This window comes from Streptomyces sp. NTD91, assembly GCF_059510455.1.
The window spans coordinates 1-20532 of the sequence record NZ_JCAJZW010000058.1 but is presented as its reverse complement, the minus strand read 5'-3'; the positions used below and the strand labels follow the sequence as shown (position 1 = coordinate 20532).

The following is a 20532-nucleotide window of genomic DNA, read 5'->3' as shown; positions in this document are numbered from 1 at the left end:
AGGGCACCTCGAAGATGAGGCACTACGTCGGTGAGGGAAGACGTGAGCGACAACTCTGTAGTACTGCGGTACGGCGACGGCGAGTACACCTACCCGGTGATCGACAGCACCGTCGGTGACAAGGGCTTCGACATCGGGAAGCTCCGCGCCCAGACCGGTCTGGTGACTCTGGACAGCGGGTACGGCAACACGGCCGCCTACAAATCCGCGGTCACCTACCTCGACGGTGAGGCGGGCATCCTCCGCTACCGCGGCTACCCCATCGAGCAGCTGGCCGAGCGCTCCACCTTCCTGGAGGTGGCGTACCTGCTGATCAACGGTGAGCTGCCCACCGTCGACGAACTGACGACGTTCAAGAACGACATCACGCGGCACACGCTGCTGCACGAGGACGTCAAGAACTTCTACAAGGGCTTCCCGCGCGACGCCCACCCGATGGCCATGCTGTCCTCGGTCGTCTCGGCGCTGTCCACCTTCTACCAGGACAGCCACAACCCCTTCGACGAGACCCAGCGCAACCTCTCCACGATCCGGTTGCTCGCCAAGCTGCCGACGATCGCGGCGTACGCGTACAAGAAGTCGATCGGCCACCCGTTCGTCTACCCGCGCAACGACCTCGGCTACGTCGAGAACTTCCTGCGCATGACCTTCTCGGTCCCGGCGGACGAGTACGACCTGGACCCGGTCGTCGTCGCCGCGCTGGACAAGCTGCTGATCCTGCACGCCGACCACGAGCAGAACTGTTCGACCTCCACGGTCCGCCTGGTCGGCTCCTCGCAGGCCAACATGTTCGCGTCGATCTCGGCCGGCATCAGCGCGCTGTGGGGTCCGCTGCACGGCGGCGCCAACCAGTCCGTGCTGGAGATGCTGGAAGGCATCCGTGACTCCGGCAGCGACGTCGACACCTTCATCCGCAAGGTGAAGAACAAGGAGGACGGCGTTCGTCTGATGGGCTTCGGCCACCGGGTCTACAAGAACTTCGACCCCCGCGCCAAGATCATCAAGGCCGCCGCGCACGACGTGCTCTCCGCGCTGGGCAAGGAGGACGAGCTCCTCGACATCGCCCTGAAGCTGGAGGAGCACGCGCTGTCCGACGACTACTTCGTCGAGCGCAAGCTGTACCCGAACGTGGACTTCTACACGGGCCTCATCTACCGGGCCATGGGCTTCCCGACCGAGATGTTCACCGTCCTGTTCGCCCTCGGCCGTCTGCCGGGCTGGATCGCCCAGTGGACCGAGATGATCAAGGAGCCGGGCTCCCGCATCGGCCGCCCGCGCCAGATCTACACGGGCGTCGTGGAGCGCGACTTCGTGCCGGTCGAAGAGCGCTGAGACCTGCCGGTGAGGGGCGCTGCCTCGGTGGTGCCCCTTGCCGTACGGAGCGGGCCGGCGGTGTCGTCGTGGCCGTACGGGCGAAAGCGGAAGGCGCCCTGAGACGCCGGTCCCCCCACGGGCCGACGACCAGGGCGCCTTCCCGTGTCCCGGTGCGGATTCCCCCCACGGGATCCGGCCGGGCGCTCGGAGAGGACAGCGCCTGAATCGCTGTCTTCGAGCAGAATGAGCACAACTCGTCCTGCTCCAGTGATGCGGTGCGATCTGCCGGGACAGCGCACGCAGGGAGGGCCGCTCAAAGCTTCCCGGCGCACGTGCCCCGGCAACGCATCTCTGAGGAAGTCCCCCAAGACATCCCCAGATGCCGGCTGACGCCCCCCAAGACGCCGAACCGACATCGCCAACTTAGACCTTCGAACCCCTTCGATGGTTACGTTCGCATCACTGTGATCTGCGTCTCTTGCATATGTCCCATTGATGCGCAAGAGCCCCGATACGCCGATCGAAGCTCAAGCGTAAGGATGATGCGCGAGCCTTGTGAAGAGCTTATGTGAGGCTCGCGCCGGACTCTAGGGGGTCTCTTACTTCGGCCACCTCTAACCGCCGGTAACTTCTTGGGACTTCAGCGGAAGCGGCGCAGCCGCAGGCTGTTGGTCACCACGAACACGGAGGAGAAGGCCATGGTCGCACCGGCGATCATCGGGTTGAGCAGACCGGCGGCGGCCAGCGGCAGCGCGGCCACGTTGTAGCCGAACGCCCACACCAGGTTCCCCTTGATGGTGGCCAGAGTCCGCCGGGACAGCCGGATCGCGTCGGCCGCGACCCGCAGGTCCCCGCGGACCAGGGTCAGGTCGCCGGCCTCTATCGCCGCGTCCGTCCCGGTGCCCATGGCCAGGCCGAGGTCGGCGGTGGCGAGCGCGGCGGCGTCGTTCACACCGTCACCGACCATCGCCACGGCCCGTCCCTCGCGCCGCAGCCGCCGTACGACCTCCACCTTGTCCTCGGGGAGCACCTCGGCGTACACGTCCGCCGGGTCGATGCCGACCTGGCGCGCGACCGCCTCGGCGACCGTGCGGTTGTCCCCGGTGAGCAGTACCGGCCTGAGGCCCAGGGCGCGCAGTTCGCGCACCGCCTCGGCGCTGCTGTCCTTGATCGCGTCGGCGACGGCGAGCACCCCGCGGGCCCGTCCGTCCCAGCCTGCCACGACAGCCGTACGGCCCTCCCGCTCCGCCTCGCGTGCCGCACGGGTCACGGCCTGGGGCAGTTCGTCGTAGAGGCGCCCCACGGCCACCTCGCGCCCGTCCACACGCCCTCGCACGCCCCGGCCGGGGACGTTCTCGAAGTGCTCGGCCGAGGGGAGCACGCCGACGCGCTCCTCGGCGCCGGCGGCGATCGCGCGGGCGACGGGGTGCTCGGAGGCGTGCTCCAGGGCGCCGGCGAGCCGCAGCAGCTCCGTCTCGTCCTCGCCGTCGGCGGCGTACACCGCCTGCAGGCTCATCCGGCCGGTGGTGACGGTGCCCGTCTTGTCGAGGACCACCGTGTCGACGCGGCGCGTGGACTCCAGCACCTCGGGACCCTTGATGAGGATGCCGAGCTGGGCGCCGCGCCCGGTGCCGACCATCAGCGCGGTCGGTGTGGCGAGGCCCAGCGCGCACGGGCACGCGATGATCAGCACGGCGACGGCGGCGGTGAACGCGGCGACCGTGTCCCCGGTGACGCCGAGCCAGGCACCGAAGGTCCCCACCGCGATGAGGACGACCACGGGGACGAACACGGCGGAGATCCGGTCGGCGAGCCGCTGCACCTCGGCCTTGCCGTTCTGTGCGTCCTCCACCAGCTTCGCCATCCGGGCGAGCTGGGTGCCGGCGCCGACCCGGGTGGCCGCGACGACCAGCCGGCCGCCCACGTTGACCGTGGCACCGGTGACCGGGTCGCCCGGTCCGACGTCCACCGGCACCGACTCGCCGGTCAGCATGGACGCGTCCACCGCGGAGGCGCCCTCGACCACTGTGCCGTCGGTGGCGATCTTCTCCCCGGGCCGTACGACGAACAGGTCGCCCACGGCCAGCTCCGCCACCGGGACACGCACCTCGCGTCGGCCCGCCCGCCTCCCGGCACCGCCGCCCTCGACCGAGAGCGCTTCGCGCTCGCCCTCCTCGGATCGCAGGACGGCCACGTCTTTCGCGCCCAGCTCCATCAGCGCCCTCAGGGCCGCGCCCGCGCGCCGCTTGGAGCGGGCCTCCAGATAGCGGCCGAGCAGGATCAGCGCGACGACGCCGGAGGCGACCTCCAGGTAGATGGTCGAGGCGCCGTCCATGCGGGAGACGGTGAGCCGGAACTCGTCGTGCAGGCCGGGTCGGCCCGCGTCACCGAGGAACAGCGCCCACAGCGACCAGCCGAACGCGGCCAGCGTGCCGACCGAGACCAGCGTGTCCATGGTGGCCGCGCCGTGCCGGAGGTTGGTCCAGGCGGCCCGGTGGAAGGGCGCGCCGCCCCAGACGACGACCGGCGCGGCGAGGGTCAGGGAGAGCCACTGCCAGTCGTCGAACTGCAGCGCCGGGATCATCGCGAGCAGGACCACGGGCGCGGCGAGCAGCGCGGAGACGAGCAGACGGTGACGCAGGGCGCCCAGTTCCTCGTCCCGCTCGGGCGCGGCACCGGCGGTCTCGGGCTCCGGCCGGGGTGGCGCGGGCTCCTCGGCGGTGTAGCCGGTCCGCTCGACGGTGGCGATCAGGTCGGCCACTCCGACGCCCGCGCCGTAGGTGACCTTCGCCTTCTCGGTGGCGAAGTTGACCGTGGCGCTCACGCCGTCCATCCGGTTGAGCTTCTTCTCCACCCGGGCGGCGCAGGAGGCGCAGGTCATCCCGCCGATGAGCAGTTCGACCTCAAAGGCGCCGGCCGTTTTGGTGCCGTTCTGCCCGGCCGTCCCGGTGCCGTTCTGCTCGGGCGTGGCGGTGGTGCTGGTCATGTCCGGACTCCAACATCGGACCGGGCCGTGCGGAACCAGTATGAGCTGGTCGGCACGGCCCGGTCGGGAACGGGGGGAGGGGCGTTCAGGCCTTGCCGGCCAGCTCGAAGCCGGCCTCGTCGACGGCGGCGCGCACGGCCTCGTCGTCCAGTGGGGCCACGGAGACCACGGTCACCTCGCCGGTGGACGCGACGGCCTTCACCGAGCTGACGCCGGGGATCTGGGAGATCTCACCGGAGACGGAGCCCTCGCAGTGGCCACAGCTCATACCGGTCACCTTGTAGACGGTGGTCACGGAGCCGGGTGTGTCGGTGTGGGCGGTCATGTCGTTACTCCTCGTCGAGGCATGTGGGGCCGATGGGGCCCGCGAGGGAACCCCACGTCGTCCACTATACCCCTAGGGGGTACTCAACAAGAGGCGTCCCGGCGCGCCAGCGACCGCACCCAGCCGACCCCGGCCAGCGCGACCAGAGCGAGGCCGCCGACCGAGAAGAACGTGACCAGGTGTTCCTGCAGGCCGCTCGGCCGGGTGAGATATCCCTGCGCGAACACCTCCCACCGCAGGCCGGTGCCGGTCAGCCGGGCGACCACCCAGAGCGCGAGGTCGTGGGTGGCGTCCCACAGCGCGTGCAGCAGCCAGACGCCCCCACAGGTGCCCACGACCGGCGCGGCGATGCGGAATCGCCCGGTCAGCCGGCGCCGGGACAGCAGCGCGCCGCCGGCGATCGCCGTCCAGAGCCCGTGCCCGACGGGGGCGAGCAGTTCGCGCGGGATCTCCGTCTCCAGCAGCGCGCGCAGCCCGGCGCCGCCGGCGGGGGAGGCCGCGCCGAAGGCGTGCCCGGCGCTCTCCGGGGCGGCGAAGCCGAAGCCGACGGCCGCGCCGAGCACCAGTCCGGCGCGGATCCCGCGGATGCCGGGCTGCCGGCGCAGTGCGAACACCAGCGCCCCGAGCTTGGCCGCCTCCTCGATCAGACCGACGCCGAGGAACCTCCCGGGGAAGGGGTGCGGCAGATACGCCCCCAGCGGCGAGGCACCGAGCACACCGAGGGCCCCGCCGGCCAGGAAACAGCCGAGGATGGCGCTGACACCCAGGTCGCGGCCGTGCCGCTCGTACGCCCACAGCACGAAGACGACCGGTACGAGAAAGCCGCCGAGCAGGATCAGCGTCGGCAGCAGTGTGCTGTTCCGTGTCCCGTACGTGACCCATGCGGCCGACACCCACAGCGCGAGCCCTCCGCTCAGACACCGCCGCCACAGGCCCGTGGTGATCCGTGGGTACGGCGGTGGCGGCTGCTGGGGTCCTGGGATTCGGGCCTCGGGCGCGCCGGGAGGCGGGGAGTGGCTCACGGGAGTCCCCTCGGACGACGGCTGGGCGGGGCGGAGTCGATGTCGAGCGGTTCATCCGCACTCTAGGCAGCCGCGCCGGGGGCCGCAGTCCGGGTGGTCCGGTGGGGGCATGAGGGCGGCCCCCGGGGGAGCCCCTGCCCCGCGGAGGCTGACGGGAAGGGCGACATGGTGGACCGGCGCCGCTGCGCCGCTTCCACCAACGGTTCGGCCTCGGCGAGGGGGAAAGAAGCGTCCGGTGACGGGCGGGCGGAACGGCGCGACCGGCCCCCACGAACCGGAACCGGCCGGCTGACCCGCCCGTCCTCGAACCCTCTACCCTTCGCGCAGGTTCCCGAAAGGAGTGCGGATGCGCGCGGTGGTGTTCGAGCGGTACGGCGAGCCGGCCGAGGTCCGGGACGTACCCGACCCGGAACCCGGGGAGCACGGCGTCGTCGTCCGCGTGGGGGCCACCGGGCTCTGCCGGAGCGACTGGCACGGCTGGATGGGCCACGATCCCGACATCACGCTGCCGCACGTGCCGGGACACGAACTCGCCGGTGTCGTCGAGTCGGTGGGCCGCCGGGTCACCGGATGGCGGCCCGGCGACCGGGTCACCGTGCCGTTCGTCTGCGCCTGCGGCGCCTGTTCGGCCTGTGCCGCGGGTGACCAGCAGGTGTGCGAACGCCAGACCCAGCCGGGCTTCCACCACTGGGGCTCCTTCGCCGAGTACGTCGCGCTCGGCCACGCCGACGTGAACCTGGTCGCGATCCCGGACGACATGGCCTACGCCACCGCCGCCGCCCTCGGATGCCGTTTCGCCACCGCCTTCCGCGCGGTGGTGCAGCGGGGCCGGGTGGCGCCGGGGGAGTGGGTCGCGGTGCACGGCTGCGGCGGGGTCGGGCTGTCGGCGGTGATGATCGCGGCGGCGGCCGGGGCGCGCGTGGTCGCCGTCGACGTGTCGCCCCAGGCCCTGGACCTGGCACGGAAGTTCGGCGCCGCCGAGTGCCTGGACGCGACCGGGGTGAGCGACCCGGCCGCCGCCGTCCGCGAGCTGACCGACGGCGGCGCCCACCTCTCGCTCGATGCCCTCGGCTCACCCGCCACCTGCGTGAACTCCGTGAACGGCCTGCGCCGTCGCGGCCGGCACGTCCAGGTCGGGCTGCTGCCCTCGGCCGACGGCACCACCCCCGTCCCGCTGGCTCGCGCCATCGCCCTGGAGCTCGAACTCCTCGGCAGCCACGGCATGGCCGCCCACACCTACCCCGGCATGCTCCGCCTGGTCCGCTCCGGCGTGCTGCGTCCCGACCTCCTGGTGACGTCCACCGTTCCGCTCGACGCGGCACCGGCCGCCCTCGCGGCGATGGACAGCGCGCCGGGCGCCGGGGTGACGGTCATCGAACCGTGGAGCCGAGGGGGTCGCAGCTGAGGGGGCCGGAGCCGAGAGCGGTGGAGCCGGGGGCGGCGGAGTCGAGCGCGGTCGTGTCGAGCGCGGCCCACTCCCGGTCCAGGATCGACATGATCACCTCGTCGGCCCAGGCGCCGTCGCGTCGCTGCACCTCCCGCCGTACGCCTTCGACCACGAAACCGACCTTCTCGTAGACCCGCCGGGCCCGCGCGTTGTCGGCGTACACCTCCAACTGGATCCGGTGCAGCCCGAGTCGCTCGAAGCCGTGGCCGACGATCAGCCGGGTCGCCTCGGTGCCGACGCCCCGGCCGCGGCCCCGGGGGCCGATGAGGGCGCGGAAGGTGCAGCTCCGGGCGGCCGGGTCGTACCCGTACAGGACGACCTCGCCCAGGACCTCGCCGCTCCCGGGGTCCGTGACGGCCAGGTCGAGCCGGTCGGGAGCGCCGGCCCGGGAGCCGTACCAGGACCGCAGCCCTTCCGCGGTGAGTTCGGTGGACGGCTCGAAGGTGAAGCGGATGACCTCGGGGTCGGCGATGATCCCCCACATGACCTCGGCATCGGCCTCGGTGAAGGGCCGCAGGACGGTCCTTTGGCCGCTCAGCGTGGGTTCGGCGGAGAAGTCCATGGTCGGCACTGTGCCCCACACGGACGGTGGGGCACACGGGATTTTCCGGCGGCCGGCAGCCGGGCGGACGCCCGCGGCGGCTGCGGGGAGATCAGTCCGGCCGCCGGCCCCTGTTGCCCGGCCGGGCGGCGACCCAGGCACGGACGGTCTCCACGTACCAGTAGGGCTTGCCGCTCTCCACGTGGTCGGGCGGGGGCAGCAGCCCGTGCTTGCGATAGGACCGTACGGTGTCGGGCTGCACCCTGATGTGCGCCGCGATCTCCTTGTAGGACCAGAGCCTTTGGTCGGTCATGAGTTGCACCTCCCTGCGTGCGCCGCGGCGGCGACCGGGGACGGCCGTCGGGGGAGCCGGGCGCTGCGCTGGCGATCACCAAGCCTGCGCCTGGTGAACGACGCACGGTCAGCAGCGGACAGCGCCTGTCGACACGGTGTGACGGAGAGCCCGCGTACACGCGACATGTGTGACACGGACGAGGTGTTTGTGACACATCCGCCGCAAAGGCGCATGCCCGGGCATCGGCGGGGCGCGTTGCCGTATCCCGCCGGAGGTGCTCCCGCATCGGCGGCCGGAAAGCGGACCGAAGAGCTGGTCCGAATGTCCGGACAAAACATTGACAGGGCTCGGCGTGCGGGACTAGAAAGCCGGGGAGAGCCATGACGAAGGGAAGCCGATGGCCTACGACCTGATCACCATGGGGCGGATCGGAGTGGACCTCTACCCGCTGCAGACCGGTGTCCCGCTCGCCCAGGTGTCGTCGTTCGGCAAGTTCCTCGGCGGGTCGGCGACGAACGTCGCGGTCGCCGCGGCCCGACTCGGCCGGCGCACCGCCGTGATCACCCGGACGGGCGACGACCCGTTCGGCGCGTATCTGCACGAGGCGTTGCGCGGCTTCGGCGTCGACGACCGCTGGGTCACCCCCGTCCCGGGGCTGCCGACCCCGGTCACCTTCTGCGAGGTCTTCCCGCCGGACGACTTCCCCCTCTACTTCTACCGGCAGCCCAAGGCGCCCGACCTGGAGATCGACGCCCATGAGCTCGATCTCGACGCGATCCGCGCCGCCCGGGTCTTCTGGATGACCGGCACCGGCCTGAGCGAGGAGCCCAGCCGTACGGCGACCCTCGCAGCCCTCGCCCACCGGGCCACGTCCGGCACCACGGTCTTCGACCTCGACTGGCGCCCCATGTTCTGGCAGGACCCCGAGGCGGCCCGCCCCTTCTACGCCGAGGCGCTTCGGCACACCACGGTCGCCGTCGGCAACCTGGACGAGGTCGAGGTGGCGACCGGGGTGCGCGAGCCGCATGCCGCCGCCCGTGCGCTGCTCGCCGCCGGGGTGGAGATCGCCGTGGTCAAGCAGGGACCCAAGGGCGTCCTCGCCCTCGGCGCGAGCGGTGAGTCCGCCGAGGTCCCGCCGCTGCCCGTCACCGTCCTGAACGGCCTCGGCGCCGGAGACGCCTTCGGTGGCTCCCTCTGCCACGGACTCCTCGAAGGCTGGGACCTGGAGACGGTCATGCGGCACGCCAACGCGGCCGGCGCCATCGTCGCCTCCCGGCTGGAATGTTCCTCGGCGATGCCCACCCCGGACGAGGTGGCCGCCGCGCTCGACGCCGGAGCGGTGCTGTGAGGGCCGGCCGGGTCGCGGGCGGGCACACGGGGGGCGGAGCCGGCACCGAACCCGAAGGCACCCCGACCGTTTCCACCGAGGGCGCCGCGACCGCTCCCCGCGAAGGCGCCCCGAACTCCCGCCCCGGCGGCTCGTCCACCGCCCACCGCGAAGGCGCCGCGGGCACCCCGCGCGCCCGGGTCGACGTGGCAGAACTCGTCCGCATCCGCACCCGCCACCCCGAGGCGATCGCCGAGGCCGCCACCCGCCGCGCCCGCAGGCCGCTGCTCAACGAGAACGGCAGGCTGATGATCGTCGCCGCCGACCACCCCGCCCGGGGCGCCCTCGGCGTCGGCGACCGCAAGCTCGCCATGGCCAACCGCGCCGACCTGCTGGAACGCCTGTGCCTTGCGCTGTCCCGCCCCGGCGTCGACGGCGTCCTCGCCACCGCCGACATCCTGGACGACCTGCTCCTGCTCGGCGTCCTCGACCACAAGGTGGTCATGGGCTCGATGAACCGGGGCGGACTGCAGGGGGCCAGCTTCGAACTGGACGACCGTTTCACCGGTCACCGCCCCGAGGACATCCAGCGGCTCGGTTTCGACGCGGGCAAACTGCTGCTGCGCATCGACTACGACGACCCCGGCTCCTTGACCACCCTGGAGTCCACCGCCCGCGCCATCGACGAGATGGCCGCGCGCCGGCTGCCGGTCTTCGTCGAGCCGTTCATCAGCCGCCGCACCCCCGAGGGCAGGGTGCGCAACGACCTGTCCGCCGAGGCGGTCACCCGCTCCATCGCCATCGCCTCCGGCCTCGGCGGTTCCTCCGCCTACACCTGGCTGAAGGTGCCGGTCACCGACGACCCCGACGACATGGCCCGGGTCATGGAGACCTCCACGCTGCCGGCCGTGCTGCTCGGCGGGGACATCGGCGACTCGCCCGAGAGTCAGGTCGCGGCGTACGAGAAATGGCGCGGCGCGCTGCAACTGCCCACCGTGCGCGGCCTGGTGGTCGGCCGCTCGCTGCTGTACCCGGCGGACGGCGATGTGGCCGCCGCCGTGGACACCGCCGTAGGACTGCTGTGAGGGCCGCATGACCAGCACCGATCTGCATCTGCCCAGGGGCGCCACCGCGAACGCCCGGTACACCGTCGACATCGACCCCGAGCTGGCCGGCTGGACACACAGCAGTCTGCGCGTGGTCGAGTTGGCGCCCGGCGGCGGCCATGCCTTCGCCACCGGGGACAGTGAGTGGATCGTGCTTCCGCTGGAAGGCGGATGTACCGTACAAATCGAGGGAATCGAGTTCCAACTCCTGGGCCGGGAAAGCGTGTTCGCGAATGTGTCCGACTTCGCGTACGTTCCCCGGGACGCCCGGGTCCAGATCGCCTCCGGCGCGGGAGGCCGCTTCGCCCTGGCAGGAGCGAAGTGCGAGCGACGACTCCCCGCCCGCTACGGCCCCGCGCCGGAGGTCCCCGTCGAGCAGCGCGGCAGCGGCACCTGCGCCCGCCGGGTGCGCAACTTCGCTTCGGCGCACTCGTTCGACTGCGACAAGCTGATCGCCGTCGAGGTGATCACGCCGGGCGGCAACTGGTCGTCGTACCCGCCGCACAAGCACGACGAGCACCGGCCGGGCGAGGAGTCCGAGCTGGAGGAGATCTACTACTTCGAGATCGACGGCCCGAACGGGCTCGGCTACCAGCGTGTCTTCCCCTCCCGTGAGGGCGGCGCGGACGTCCTCGCCGAGGTCCGCTCCGGCGACACCGTCCTCGTCCCCGACGGCTGGCACGGCCCGTCCATCGCCCAGCCCGGACACGACATGTACTACCTGAACGTCATGGCGGGCCCGGGACAGACCCGGGAGTGGCGTATCTGCTTCCACCCGGACCACACGGAGGGGTACCGATGACGACCACCCGGCTGACCGTCGCCCAGGCGCTGGTCCGGTTCCTGGCGGCCCAGTACACCGAGCGCGACGGCGAGCGGCAGCGCCTGATCGGTGCCACCTGGGGCATCTTCGGCCATGGCAATGTCGCAGGCCTCGGCCAGGCGCTGGTCGAGTACGCGGACGTGATGCCGTACCACCAGGGCCGCAACGAACAGTCCATGGTGCACGCGGCCGTCGGCTACGCCCGCCAGTCCAACCGCCTGTCCACGCACGCGGTGACGACGTCGATCGGCCCCGGTGCCACCAACCTGGTCACCGGCGCCGCGCTTGCCACCATCAACCACCTCCCGGTGCTGCTCCTGCCCGGCGACGTCTTCGCCACCCGGCCCGCCGACCCGGTGCTCCAGCAGTTGGAGGTGCCGTACGCGGGTGATGTCTCGGTCAACGACACCCTGCGCCCGGTGTCGAAGTACTTCGACCGCATCACCCGCCCGGAGGCCCTGATCCCGAGCGCGCTGCAGGCCATGCGGGTCCTCACCGACCCGGTGGACACCGGCGCGGTCACCCTCGCCCTGCCGCAGGACGTGCAGGCGGAGGCGTTCGACTGGCCGGAGGAGTTCTTCGCCGACCGGGTGTGGACCGTACGGCGGCCGGGCGCGGACCCGACCGAGCTGGCGGAGGCGGTCCGGGCGATCCGCGCCGCGCGAAGGCCCCTGGTCATCGCGGGCGGCGGAGTCCACCACAGCCGCGCCGAGACGGCGCTCGCCGAGTTCGCGGAGGCCACCCGCATCCCGGTCGCCTCCACCCAGGCCGGCAAGGGTTCTCTGCGGTACGACCACCCGCAGGACGTCGGTGGCATCGGCCACACCGGCACCGCGACCGCCGACGAGCTGGCCCGCACCGCCGACCTGGTGATCGGCGTCGGCACCCGGTACACCGACTTCACCACCGCCTCGGGCACCCTGTTCGAGAACCCGGACGTCCGCTTCCTCAACCTCAACATCGCGGCCTTCGACGGCCACAAGCTGGCCGGACTCCCACTCGTCGCCGACGCCTGCAGCGGCCTGGGCGAGCTGACCGAGGCGCTGGCGACGCACGGACACGAGGTCACCGACTCGTACGTCACCGAGTACACCGAGGACAAGGAGCGCTGGGAGCAGCGCGTCGACGCCTGCTTCGAGGCCGACGAGCCGGACGTACGGCCCACCCAGCCGCAGGTCATCGGTGTCCTGGACGCCCTGGTGGACGAGTCCGACATCATCGTCAACGCGGCGGGCTCGCTCCCCGGCGATCTGCACAAGCTGTGGCGCGCGCGGTCGTGGGACCAGTACCACCTGGAGTACGGCTACTCCTGCATGGGTTACGAGATCCCGGCCGCGCTCGGCGTGAAGCTGGCCGCGCCGGAGCGGAACGTGTGGGCACTGGTCGGTGACGGCACGTATCTGATGATGCCGACGGAGATCGTGACGGCCGTGCAGGAGGGCGTGGCGATCAAGATCCTGCTGGTGCAGAACCACGGGTACGCGTCCATCGGGGGGCTCTCGGAGTCGGTGGGCGGCGAGCGGTTCGGCACGGCGTACCGGTTCCCGACGGCCGAGGGGACGTACACGGGCGCCCCGCTGCCCGTCGACCTCGCCGCCAACGCCGCCAGCCTGGGGATGCGGGTGCTGCGCGCGAAGACCGTACGGGAGCTGCGCGCGGCGCTCGCCGAGGCGCGTGCCGCCGACACTCCCACATGTGTCTACGTGGAGACCGAAACGTCCGACACTGTGTCGGGCGCGCCTCCGGCACAGGCCTGGTGGGATGTTCCTGTGGCCGGGACCGCGACCCGACCGTCCGCGGTCAAGGCACGTGAGCTGTACGAACGGCACGTCTCGACCCGACGCCGCCACCTGTGAGAAGGAGTCTTAGGGCATGACGAAGATCGTCAACCACTGGATCGGCGGGAAGTCCGCCGAAGGCGCGTCGGGTACGTACGGGCCGGTCACCGACCCGGCGACCGGCGCGGTCACCACGAAGGTCGCGTTCGCGTCGGTGGAGGAGGTGGACGCGGCGGTCGCCGCCGCAAAGGACGCCTTCGCGACGTGGGGCCAGTCCTCGCTGGCCCAGCGGACCTCGGTCCTGTTCAAGTTCCGGGCGCTGCTGGACGCGCACCGCGACGAGATCGCCGAGCTGATCACCGCGGAGCACGGCAAGGTGCACTCCGACGCCCTCGGTGAGGTCGCGCGGGGTCTGGAGATCGTGGACCTGGCCTGCGGCATCAACGTCCAGCTCAAGGGCGAGCTGTCCACGCAGGTCGCCACGCGCGTCGACGTGTCCGCGATCCGGCAGCCGCTCGGTGTCGTCGCGGGCATCACGCCGTTCAACTTCCCGGCGATGGTCCCGATGTGGATGTTCCCCATCGCCATCGCGTGCGGCAACACGTTCGTGCTGAAGCCGAGCGAGAAGGACCCCTCGGCCTCCGTCAGGCTCGCCGAACTGCTGGCGGAGGCCGGCCTGCCGGACGGCGTCTTCAACGTCGTGCACGGCGACAAGGTGGCCGTCGACCGTCTGCTGGAGCACCCGGACGTCAAGGCGGTCTCCTTCGTCGGCTCGACCCCGATCGCCCGCTACATCCACACCACCGCCGCCGCGAACGGCAAGCGGGTGCAGGCCCTGGGCGGCGCCAAGAACCACATGCTGGTCCTGCCGGACGCCGACCTGGACGCGGCCGCCGACGCGGCCGTGAGCGCCGCCTACGGCTCCGCGGGCGAGCGTTGCATGGCCATCTCGGCCGTCGTGGCCGTGGGCTCGATCGGTGACACGCTGGTGGAGAAGATCCGCGAGCGCGCCGAGAAGATCAAGATCGGTCCGGGCGACGACCCCGCCTCCGAGATGGGCCCGCTGATCACGAGGGCGCACCGCGACAAGGTGGCCTCCTACGTGGCGGGTGCCGCCGCCGAGGGCTGCGAGGTGGTGCTCGACGGCACCGGCTACACCGTCGAGGGCTACGAGGACGGTCACTGGATCGGCATCTCGCTGCTGGACAAGGTGCCCACGTCCGCGAAGGCCTACCAGGACGAGATCTTCGGCCCGGTGCTGTGCGTGCTGCGCGCCGGGACGTACGAGGAGGGCGTCGCCCTCATCAACGCCTCGCCGTTCGGCAACGGCACCGCGATCTTCACCCGGGACGGCGGCGCGGCCCGCCGCTTCCAGCTGGAGATTGAGGCCGGCATGGTCGGAGTGAACGTCCCGATCCCGGTGCCGGTGGGCTACCACTCCTTCGGCGGCTGGAAGGACTCGCTCTTCGGCGACCACCACATCTACGGCAACGACGGCACGCACTTCTACACCCGCGGCAAGGTCGTCACCACCCGCTGGCCCGACCCGGCCGACGCCCCGGCGGGCGTGGACCTCGGCTTCCCGCGCAACCACTGACGCCGTACGGTGCCCCGTCCCCCGCAGTGGGGGGGCGGGGCACCGGCATGTCCCGGGACCTGTGACGTGCGCGACAGGCCGACATGAACCCGACCGGCAAGGTCGTCCGGATAGCGGACGGCTGACATTTTTTTGACGTGCCGGCTGCGGTTCTCGTTCATGCTGGACGAAACGGGTGATGAAGGGGTGATGGCGAGTTTTACCTTCGAAAGCAAGGTCAGAATCACCCAGGGCTTGATGGATGCACCAATAGGGCCTCAAGACCTGGGAATCTGATGTGGCGTCGCGCACTCCGGAAGTGCGGAATCCGAAGGTAAACGGCCATTGACGCGGCGGTTTTCGTCGGGGTTCGCTATGCACCGCCGGGAGCGGACGAGACGAACGCACGACGAGCCGCCGGAGGCGATAGCGCTCCCGACCCCACCCTCACCCGTACGAGTCGATCGGAACCGCCGCATGAGCGACACGCTCCCGAAGTCCGTGGTCGATACCGCGCCCGCCCAGCCCGCGGGCCTCAAGCGTTCCATCGGTGTCGTCGGCGGCACCCTGCTGACGCTGTCCTGCGTCACGCCCGCCTCCACCCTCTTCGTGATCGTGCCCGACCTGTTCTCCAGCCTGGGCACGGCGACGGCGCTCTGCCTCGCCATCGGCGCGCTGCTCTGCATCCCCGTGGCCTTCTGCTACTCGGAGCTGGGCACCCTGGTCCCCAGCGCCGGCGGCGAGTACGCCATCGTCTCGACCCTGGCCGGACGCCTCGCCGGCTGGCTGGCCTTCGTGATGTCCCTGCTCGTCGTGATGATCGTCCCTCCGGTCATCGCGATGGGCACCGCCGACTACCTCGCCCCGGTCGTCCACCTCGACCCGTCCATGACGGGCGCCGGCGTGATGATCGCGGCAACCCTCGCCGGTCTGCTGGACCTGCGGGCCAACGCCTGGATCACCGGCATCTTCCTGGTCCTGGAGGTCGTCGCCGCCGGAGTCGTCGCCGCCCTCGGCTTCGCCCACTCCCACCGCGGGGTCGGCAGCCTCGTCGGCTCCCTGCGGATGGCCGGCGACCACGCGCAGGTCACCCCGGTCACGGCCATGATGGTCCTCTCCGGGCTCGCCATCGCCCTCTTCGCCACCCAGGGCTTCTCCACCGCCATCTACCTCTCCGAGGAACTGGAGAACCCGCGCCGCAGCGTCGCCCGTACGGTCCTCGCCACCCTCGCCATCTCCAGCGTCGTGATCCTGGTCCCGGTCGTGGCGATCACCGTGGGCGCCGGTGACCTGAAGACCCTGACCGGTGGCGACATCTCCAGCATGGTCATCGCCTGGAGCAACTCGGCCGTCGGCACCTTCGTCAGCCTGTGCGTCGCCCTCGCGATCATCAACGCGGGCATCGTCATGGTCATCCAGAACTCCCGCGTCCTGTTCGCCTCCGCCCGCGACAAGGCCTGGCCGTCCCCGGTCAACAACGCCCTGTCCAAGCTCGGCCGCTTCGGCTCCCCCTGGGTGGCCACCCTCGTCGTCGGCGTCCCCGGCGCCTTCCTCTGCTTCGTCGACCTGGACACCCTCTACGGCGTCACCGGCGTCGCCGTCACCGGCCTCTACCTGCTGGTCGCGATCGCCTCGCTGCTCTCCCGGCGCGGCGCGCACAACGGGAAGATGGCCTGGCGGATGCCGCTGTGGCCGGCGATGCCCGTCCTGCTGATCGCGGTCCTCGTCTACATCCTGGTCGAGCAGGACCCGTCGTACCTGTGGTGGACCGGCGGCATCACCGCCGTCGCCACCCTCTACTGGGCCTTCTACCTCCGCCCGCGCCGCGAGACCCGCTGGGTGGTGTCCCTTCCGGAGGACGTCCGGCTCGCCGAGGAGGAGCAGGCCGTCGAGGGCACCCGGTCCGGCGCCGCACCGGTCACCGAGGGCGCCAAGGCGTAGTCAGAACGCCCAGGTCAGCACCGTGCACGTCCCGTCGTCCTTGCCGCCCGCACTGCGATACGCGGCAAGGGCGACGTCGTTCCCGGCCTCGACGCCGACCCACATGCCGTAGCAGCCCCGCTCTCGGGCCAGCGCGGCCAGACGCAGGACGAGCGCCCGCCCGATGCCCCGGCGCCGGTACGGCTCGTCGACGGCCAGCTCGTAGAGGAACATCTCGGCGCCCTTGTCGGGGTGCACGGTCTCCGCACCGCTGACGAAGCCGGCCACGGCACCTTCCTCGTACGCCAGCAGCAGATGGTGACCGGCGGTGGTCAGGAAACGCTCCGCCCACTCGGGGCGCACCGGGTGATCGAACAGATGCTCGGCTGCGGTGACTTCGGCGACCGTGCCGGCCTTCCGGATCTCCATGGCTCTTCGTACCACGGCTGGTGTACGCCGGACAGGCCCCGTACTCCCGAGGGAGGGGCAGGTGTTCAGCCCAGCGGCTCGCCCGGCCGCCGGTGCCGGCCCGTACCGTTGAGGCATGGATCTTCGCCAGGCTCCTCTCCGGGGGCGCATGAGGCAGCGCCTGCCGTCGGTGCGGGGGCTGCTCAAGGGGCCGCGCCGGCTGTTCGCCGCCGCGGCCGCCGTGGTGGTGCTCGCCGGAGCCGGCACCTGGACCGCCGTCGCGTCCGGCGGCACGCCCCCGGTGCACCGCACCGATCAGGTCATGGCGGTCGACGGGGTGCGCCTGGACACCTCGTTCTTCACCCCGGCCGGCACCGGCCGCCACCCGGCCGTCCTGCTGGCGCACGGCTTCGGCGGCAGCAAGGACGACATGCGCGCACAGGCCGAGGACCTCGCCCGGGACGGGTACGCGGTCCTGACCTGGTCCGCGCGCGGCTTCGGCAGGTCGACCGGAAAGATCGGGCTCAACGACCCGAAGGCCGAGGTCGCGGACGTCTCCCGGCTCCTCGACTGGCTGGCGAAGCGCCCCGAGGTCCAACTCGACAGACCGGGCGACCCGCGCGTGGGCATGGCCGGCGGTTCCTACGGTGGCGCGGTCTCCCTGCTCACCGCCGCCTACGACCACCGGGTCGACGCCATCGCCCCGGCCATCACCTACTGGAACCTCGCGGACGCCCTGTTCCCGAACGGCGTGTTCAAGAAGCTGTGGGCCGGGATCTTCCTCAACACCGGCGGCGGCTGCGCCCGCTTCGAACCGGACCTGTGCCGTATGTACGACCGGGTCGCCGCGTCCGGCACCCCGGACGCGTCCGCCCGCAGGATCCTTCAGGAGCGCTCGCCGTCCGCCGTCGGCTCGCGCATCAAGGTGCCCACGCTGCTGCTGCAGGGGCAGACGGACTCCCTGTTCACCCTGGCCCAGTCCGACGCCGCCGAGAAGACGATCCGGGCCGGCGGCGCCCCCGTGGACGTCGACTGGATCGCCGGCGGCCACGACGGCGGCGACCTGGAGACCGGCCGTGTGCAGGCACGCGTGCGTGCGTGGTTCGACCGGTACCTGAAGGGCGACAGGAGCGTCGGCACCGGTCCGGCCTTCCGGATCACCCGCACCGGCGGCGTGAACTCCACCGACGGCACCGCCCAGTTGCGCGGCGCGAGCGCCGGCAGCTACCCGGGCCTGCGCAACCACCCGCGCGCCGTCCACCTGACCGGCGGCACCCGGCATGTCACCAACCCGGCAGGCGCCAGCCCGCCCGGCGTCTCGGCGCTGCCCGGCCTCGGCGGCTCCGCCGGCCTCGGCCGGCTGTCCGCGCTCGGCCTCGGCGTCTCCGTCGACTTCCCCGGCCAGTACGCGAAGTTCGACTCGGCTCCGCTGACCCGCGACCTGCAGATCACCGGCACCCCGACCGCGACCGTCCACGTCACCTCCACGAGCGACGACGCCGTCCTGTTCGGCAAGGTCTACGACGTCGGCCCCGACGGCGCCCGGCCGGTTCTGCCCTCCCAGCTCGTCGCCCCCTTCCGGGTGACCGGGGCCAGGGCCGGCAAGGACGTCACGGTCACCCTCCCGGCGATCGACCACCAGGCGCAGAAGGGCCACCGGCTCCGCCTGGTCCTCGCCTCCACCGACCTCGGCTACGCGTCACCGGCCGCACCGGCCACCTACACCGTCTCCCTCAAAGGCGGCCTGAGCGTGCCGACGGCCCCGGCCGTCACCACGGCCGCCGCACCGCTGCCCGCCTGGGTCTGGTGGCTCCCGGCGGCCGGCGCCGCGGTCGCCCTCGCCCTGCTGCTCACCGCCCGCCGCCGTACGGCCGCTCCCGCGCCCGACCACGAACTCGCCGAGGTCCCGCTGGTGATCAGCGGCCTGAGCAAGCGGTACGCGAAGTCCGCCGACCGGTACGCGGTGCGCGAGCTGTCCTTCCGCGTCGAAAAGGGGCAGGTGCTCGGCCTGCTCGGCCCCAACGGCGCGGGCAAGACCACCACCCTGCGCATGCTGATGGGCCTGATCACCCCGGACGACGGCGAGATCCGCGTCTTCGGCCACGCGATCCGCCCCGGCGCGCCCGTGCTCTCCCGGGTCGGCGCCTTCGTGGAGGGCGCGGGATTCCTGCCGCATCTGTCCGGGCGGGAGAACCTGGAGCTGTACTGGCGGGCCACCGGGCGCCCGCCCGAGGACGCGCACCTGGACGAGGCGCTGGAGATCGCCGGGCTCGGCGACGCGCTGGCCCGCGCCGTGCGCACCTACTCGCAGGGCATGCGCCAGCGCCTCGCCATCGCCCAGGCCATGCTCGGCCTGCCCGACCTGCTCATCCTCGACGAACCCACCAACGGCCTCGACCCGCCCCAGATCCGCGAGATGCGCGAGGTGATGATCCGCTACGCGGCCGCCGGGCGTACGGTGATCGTCTCCAGCCATCTCCTCGCCGAGGTGGAGCAGACCTGCACCCACCTGGTCGTGATGGACCGCGGCCGGCTCGTCCAGGCCGGCCCGGTCGCCGAGATCATCGGCTCCGGCGACACGCTGCTCGTCGGCACCGCCACGCCAGTCGAGGAGCCGGTCGTGGACAAGGTGGCCGCACTGCCCGGCGTCGCCTCCGCCGTGCGCACCGACGACGGGCTGCTGATCCGGCTGGCGACCGGCGGCACCGCCGAGCGGCTGGTCGCGGAGCTGGTGCGGCTCGAGGTGCCCGTCGCCTCGGTCGGCCCGCACCGCCGCCTGGAAGACGCCTTCCTCACCCTGATCGGAGGTTCCGCATGAGCACGCTCACCGAGGTGGCCTCCGGTTACCAGGCGGGCCGTACGCTGCCCCTGCGGGTCGAGCTGGTCCGCCAGCTCAAGCGGCGCCGCACCCTGGTCATGGGAGCCGTCCTCGCCCTGCTGCCGTTCGTGCTGGTGATCGCCTTCGCGATCGGCGGCGACCCGGCGAGCCGCAACGGCGAGATCACCCTGATGGACACGGCCACCGCGTCCGGCGCCAACTTCGCCGCGGTGAACCTGTTCGTCTCGGCCGGCTTCCTGCTGGTGATCCCGGTCGCCCTGTTCTGCGGCGACACCGTCGCCTCCGAGGCCGGCTGGTCCTCCCTGCGCTATCTGCTCGCCGCGCCCGTTCCCCGCGTCCGCCTGCTGTGGTCCAAGCTGGTCGTGGCGCTCGGCCTGAGCCTCACCGCGATGATCATGCTGCCGGTCGTCGCCCTCGCGGTCGGCACGGCAGCCTACGGCTGGGGTCCGCTGCAGATACCGACGGGCGGCGCGCTGGACACCGGGACGGCGGTGCAGCGGCTCGCGGTGACGGTGGCGTACATCTTCGTGTCCCAACTGGTCACCGCCGGGCTCGCGTTCTGGCTGTCGACGAAGACCGACGCACCGCTCGGCGCGGTCGGCGGCGCGGTCGGCCTGACCATCGTCGGCAACGTCCTGGACGCGGTCACCGCGCTCGGCCACTGGCGGGACTTCCTGCCCGCGCACTGGCAGTTCGCCTGGGCCGACGCCGTCCAGCCGCATCCCGAGTGGTCCGGCATGATCCAGGGCACCGCGATCTCCGCAACGTACGCCCTGGTGCTGTTCGCCCTGGCCTTCCGGGGTTTCGCCCGCAAGGACGTCGTGT

General features: G+C 71.9%; 16 protein-coding genes. 10 read left to right on the top strand and 6 right to left on the bottom strand.

The genetic code is table 11. The features are described 5' to 3' along the window. The first annotated feature begins 42 nt into the window (after positions 1 to 42). Positions 43 to 1332: a citrate synthase gene (locus AC5WRT_RS35325; protein WP_496098217.1), complete on the top strand. Its 1290-nt coding sequence runs from the start codon at positions 43 to 45 to the stop codon at positions 1330 to 1332. A gap of 622 nt (positions 1333 to 1954) precedes the next feature. On the opposite strand, the gene AC5WRT_RS35320 is transcribed toward AC5WRT_RS35325, so the two are convergent. The 3 genes from AC5WRT_RS35320 to AC5WRT_RS35310 all read right to left on the bottom strand — a co-directional run bounded on the left by AC5WRT_RS35320 (position 1955) and on the right by AC5WRT_RS35310 (position 5647). Next, on the bottom strand, positions 1955 to 4300 hold the full coding sequence (locus tag AC5WRT_RS35320; RefSeq protein ID WP_496098218.1) for a heavy metal translocating P-type ATPase: 2346 nt from the start codon (positions 4298 to 4300) through the stop codon (positions 1955 to 1957). 85 nt (positions 4301 to 4385) lie between these two features. Next, positions 4386 to 4625, bottom strand: coding sequence for a heavy-metal-associated domain-containing protein (locus AC5WRT_RS35315; protein WP_496098219.1), 240 nt, complete (start codon positions 4623 to 4625; stop codon positions 4386 to 4388). Between the two features lie 83 nt (positions 4626 to 4708). Continuing rightward, positions 4709 to 5647: a PrsW family glutamic-type intramembrane protease gene (locus tag AC5WRT_RS35310; protein ID WP_496100946.1), complete on the bottom strand. Its 939-nt coding sequence runs from the start codon at positions 5645 to 5647 to the stop codon at positions 4709 to 4711. Between the two features lie 346 nt (positions 5648 to 5993). On the opposite strand from AC5WRT_RS35310, the gene AC5WRT_RS35305 reads away from it, so the two are divergent. Next, positions 5994 to 7052 carry a zinc-dependent alcohol dehydrogenase family protein gene (locus AC5WRT_RS35305; protein ID WP_496100945.1) on the top strand — a complete coding sequence of 353 codons (1059 nt, stop codon included), beginning with the start codon at positions 5994 to 5996 and terminating at the stop codon, positions 7050 to 7052. Here AC5WRT_RS35305 and AC5WRT_RS35300 read toward each other — a convergent pair. Together AC5WRT_RS35300 and AC5WRT_RS35295 are read right to left on the bottom strand one after the other, a co-directional pair. After that, positions 7018 to 7656 (bottom strand): GNAT family N-acetyltransferase, encoded by a 639-nt coding sequence (locus AC5WRT_RS35300; protein ID WP_496098222.1) that lies wholly within the window; start codon positions 7654 to 7656, stop codon positions 7018 to 7020. The genes AC5WRT_RS35305 and AC5WRT_RS35300 overlap by 35 nt on opposite strands. Positions 7657 to 7747: 91 nt before the next feature. After that, positions 7748 to 7948 (bottom strand): helix-turn-helix transcriptional regulator, encoded by a 201-nt coding sequence (locus tag AC5WRT_RS35295; protein WP_496098223.1) that lies wholly within the window; start codon positions 7946 to 7948, stop codon positions 7748 to 7750. A 379-nt stretch (positions 7949 to 8327) separates the two neighbouring features. On the opposite strand from AC5WRT_RS35295, the gene iolC reads away from it, so the two are divergent. The 6 genes from iolC to AC5WRT_RS35265 all read left to right on the top strand — a co-directional run bounded on the left by iolC (position 8328) and on the right by AC5WRT_RS35265 (position 16481). Beyond that, entirely contained in the window at positions 8328 to 9278 is a 951-nt protein-coding gene (iolC, locus tag AC5WRT_RS35290) for a 5-dehydro-2-deoxygluconokinase (protein WP_496098224.1), read from the top strand. Between the two features lie 185 nt (positions 9279 to 9463). Further along, positions 9464 to 10342 (top strand): Cgl0159 family (beta/alpha)8-fold protein, encoded by an 879-nt coding sequence (locus AC5WRT_RS35285; RefSeq protein ID WP_496098232.1) that lies wholly within the window; start codon positions 9464 to 9466, stop codon positions 10340 to 10342. 7 nt (positions 10343 to 10349) lie between these two features. Next, positions 10350 to 11165 carry a 5-deoxy-glucuronate isomerase gene (iolB, locus tag AC5WRT_RS35280; protein WP_496098225.1) on the top strand — a complete coding sequence of 272 codons (816 nt, stop codon included), beginning with the start codon at positions 10350 to 10352 and terminating at the stop codon, positions 11163 to 11165. Then, complete coding sequence (gene iolD, locus AC5WRT_RS35275) at positions 11162 to 13042, top strand: 3D-(3,5/4)-trihydroxycyclohexane-1,2-dione acylhydrolase (decyclizing) (RefSeq protein ID WP_496100944.1); 1881 nt, start codon at positions 11162 to 11164, stop codon at positions 13040 to 13042. The genes iolB and iolD overlap by 4 nt, the downstream gene beginning before the upstream one ends. A 16-nt stretch (positions 13043 to 13058) precedes the next feature. Further along, positions 13059 to 14561 carry a CoA-acylating methylmalonate-semialdehyde dehydrogenase gene (gene mmsA, locus AC5WRT_RS35270; RefSeq protein WP_496098227.1) on the top strand — a complete coding sequence of 501 codons (1503 nt, stop codon included), beginning with the start codon at positions 13059 to 13061 and terminating at the stop codon, positions 14559 to 14561. Between the two features lie 456 nt (positions 14562 to 15017). Then, positions 15018 to 16481: an APC family permease gene (locus AC5WRT_RS35265; protein ID WP_496098228.1), complete on the top strand. Its 1464-nt coding sequence runs from the start codon at positions 15018 to 15020 to the stop codon at positions 16479 to 16481. On the opposite strand, the gene AC5WRT_RS35260 is transcribed toward AC5WRT_RS35265, so the two are convergent. Then, entirely contained in the window at positions 16482 to 16889 is a 408-nt protein-coding gene (locus AC5WRT_RS35260) for a GNAT family N-acetyltransferase (protein WP_496098229.1), read from the bottom strand. Between the two features lie 148 nt (positions 16890 to 17037). Between AC5WRT_RS35260 and AC5WRT_RS35255 the strand changes: the two genes are divergently transcribed. Then, positions 17038 to 19686: a CocE/NonD family hydrolase gene (locus tag AC5WRT_RS35255; protein WP_496098230.1), complete on the top strand. Its 2649-nt coding sequence runs from the start codon at positions 17038 to 17040 to the stop codon at positions 19684 to 19686. After that, positions 19683 to 20532: ABC transporter permease (locus AC5WRT_RS35250; RefSeq protein WP_496098231.1), on the top strand; the 850-nt coding region annotated here is incomplete at its 3' end. The genes AC5WRT_RS35255 and AC5WRT_RS35250, both read left to right, overlap by 4 nt.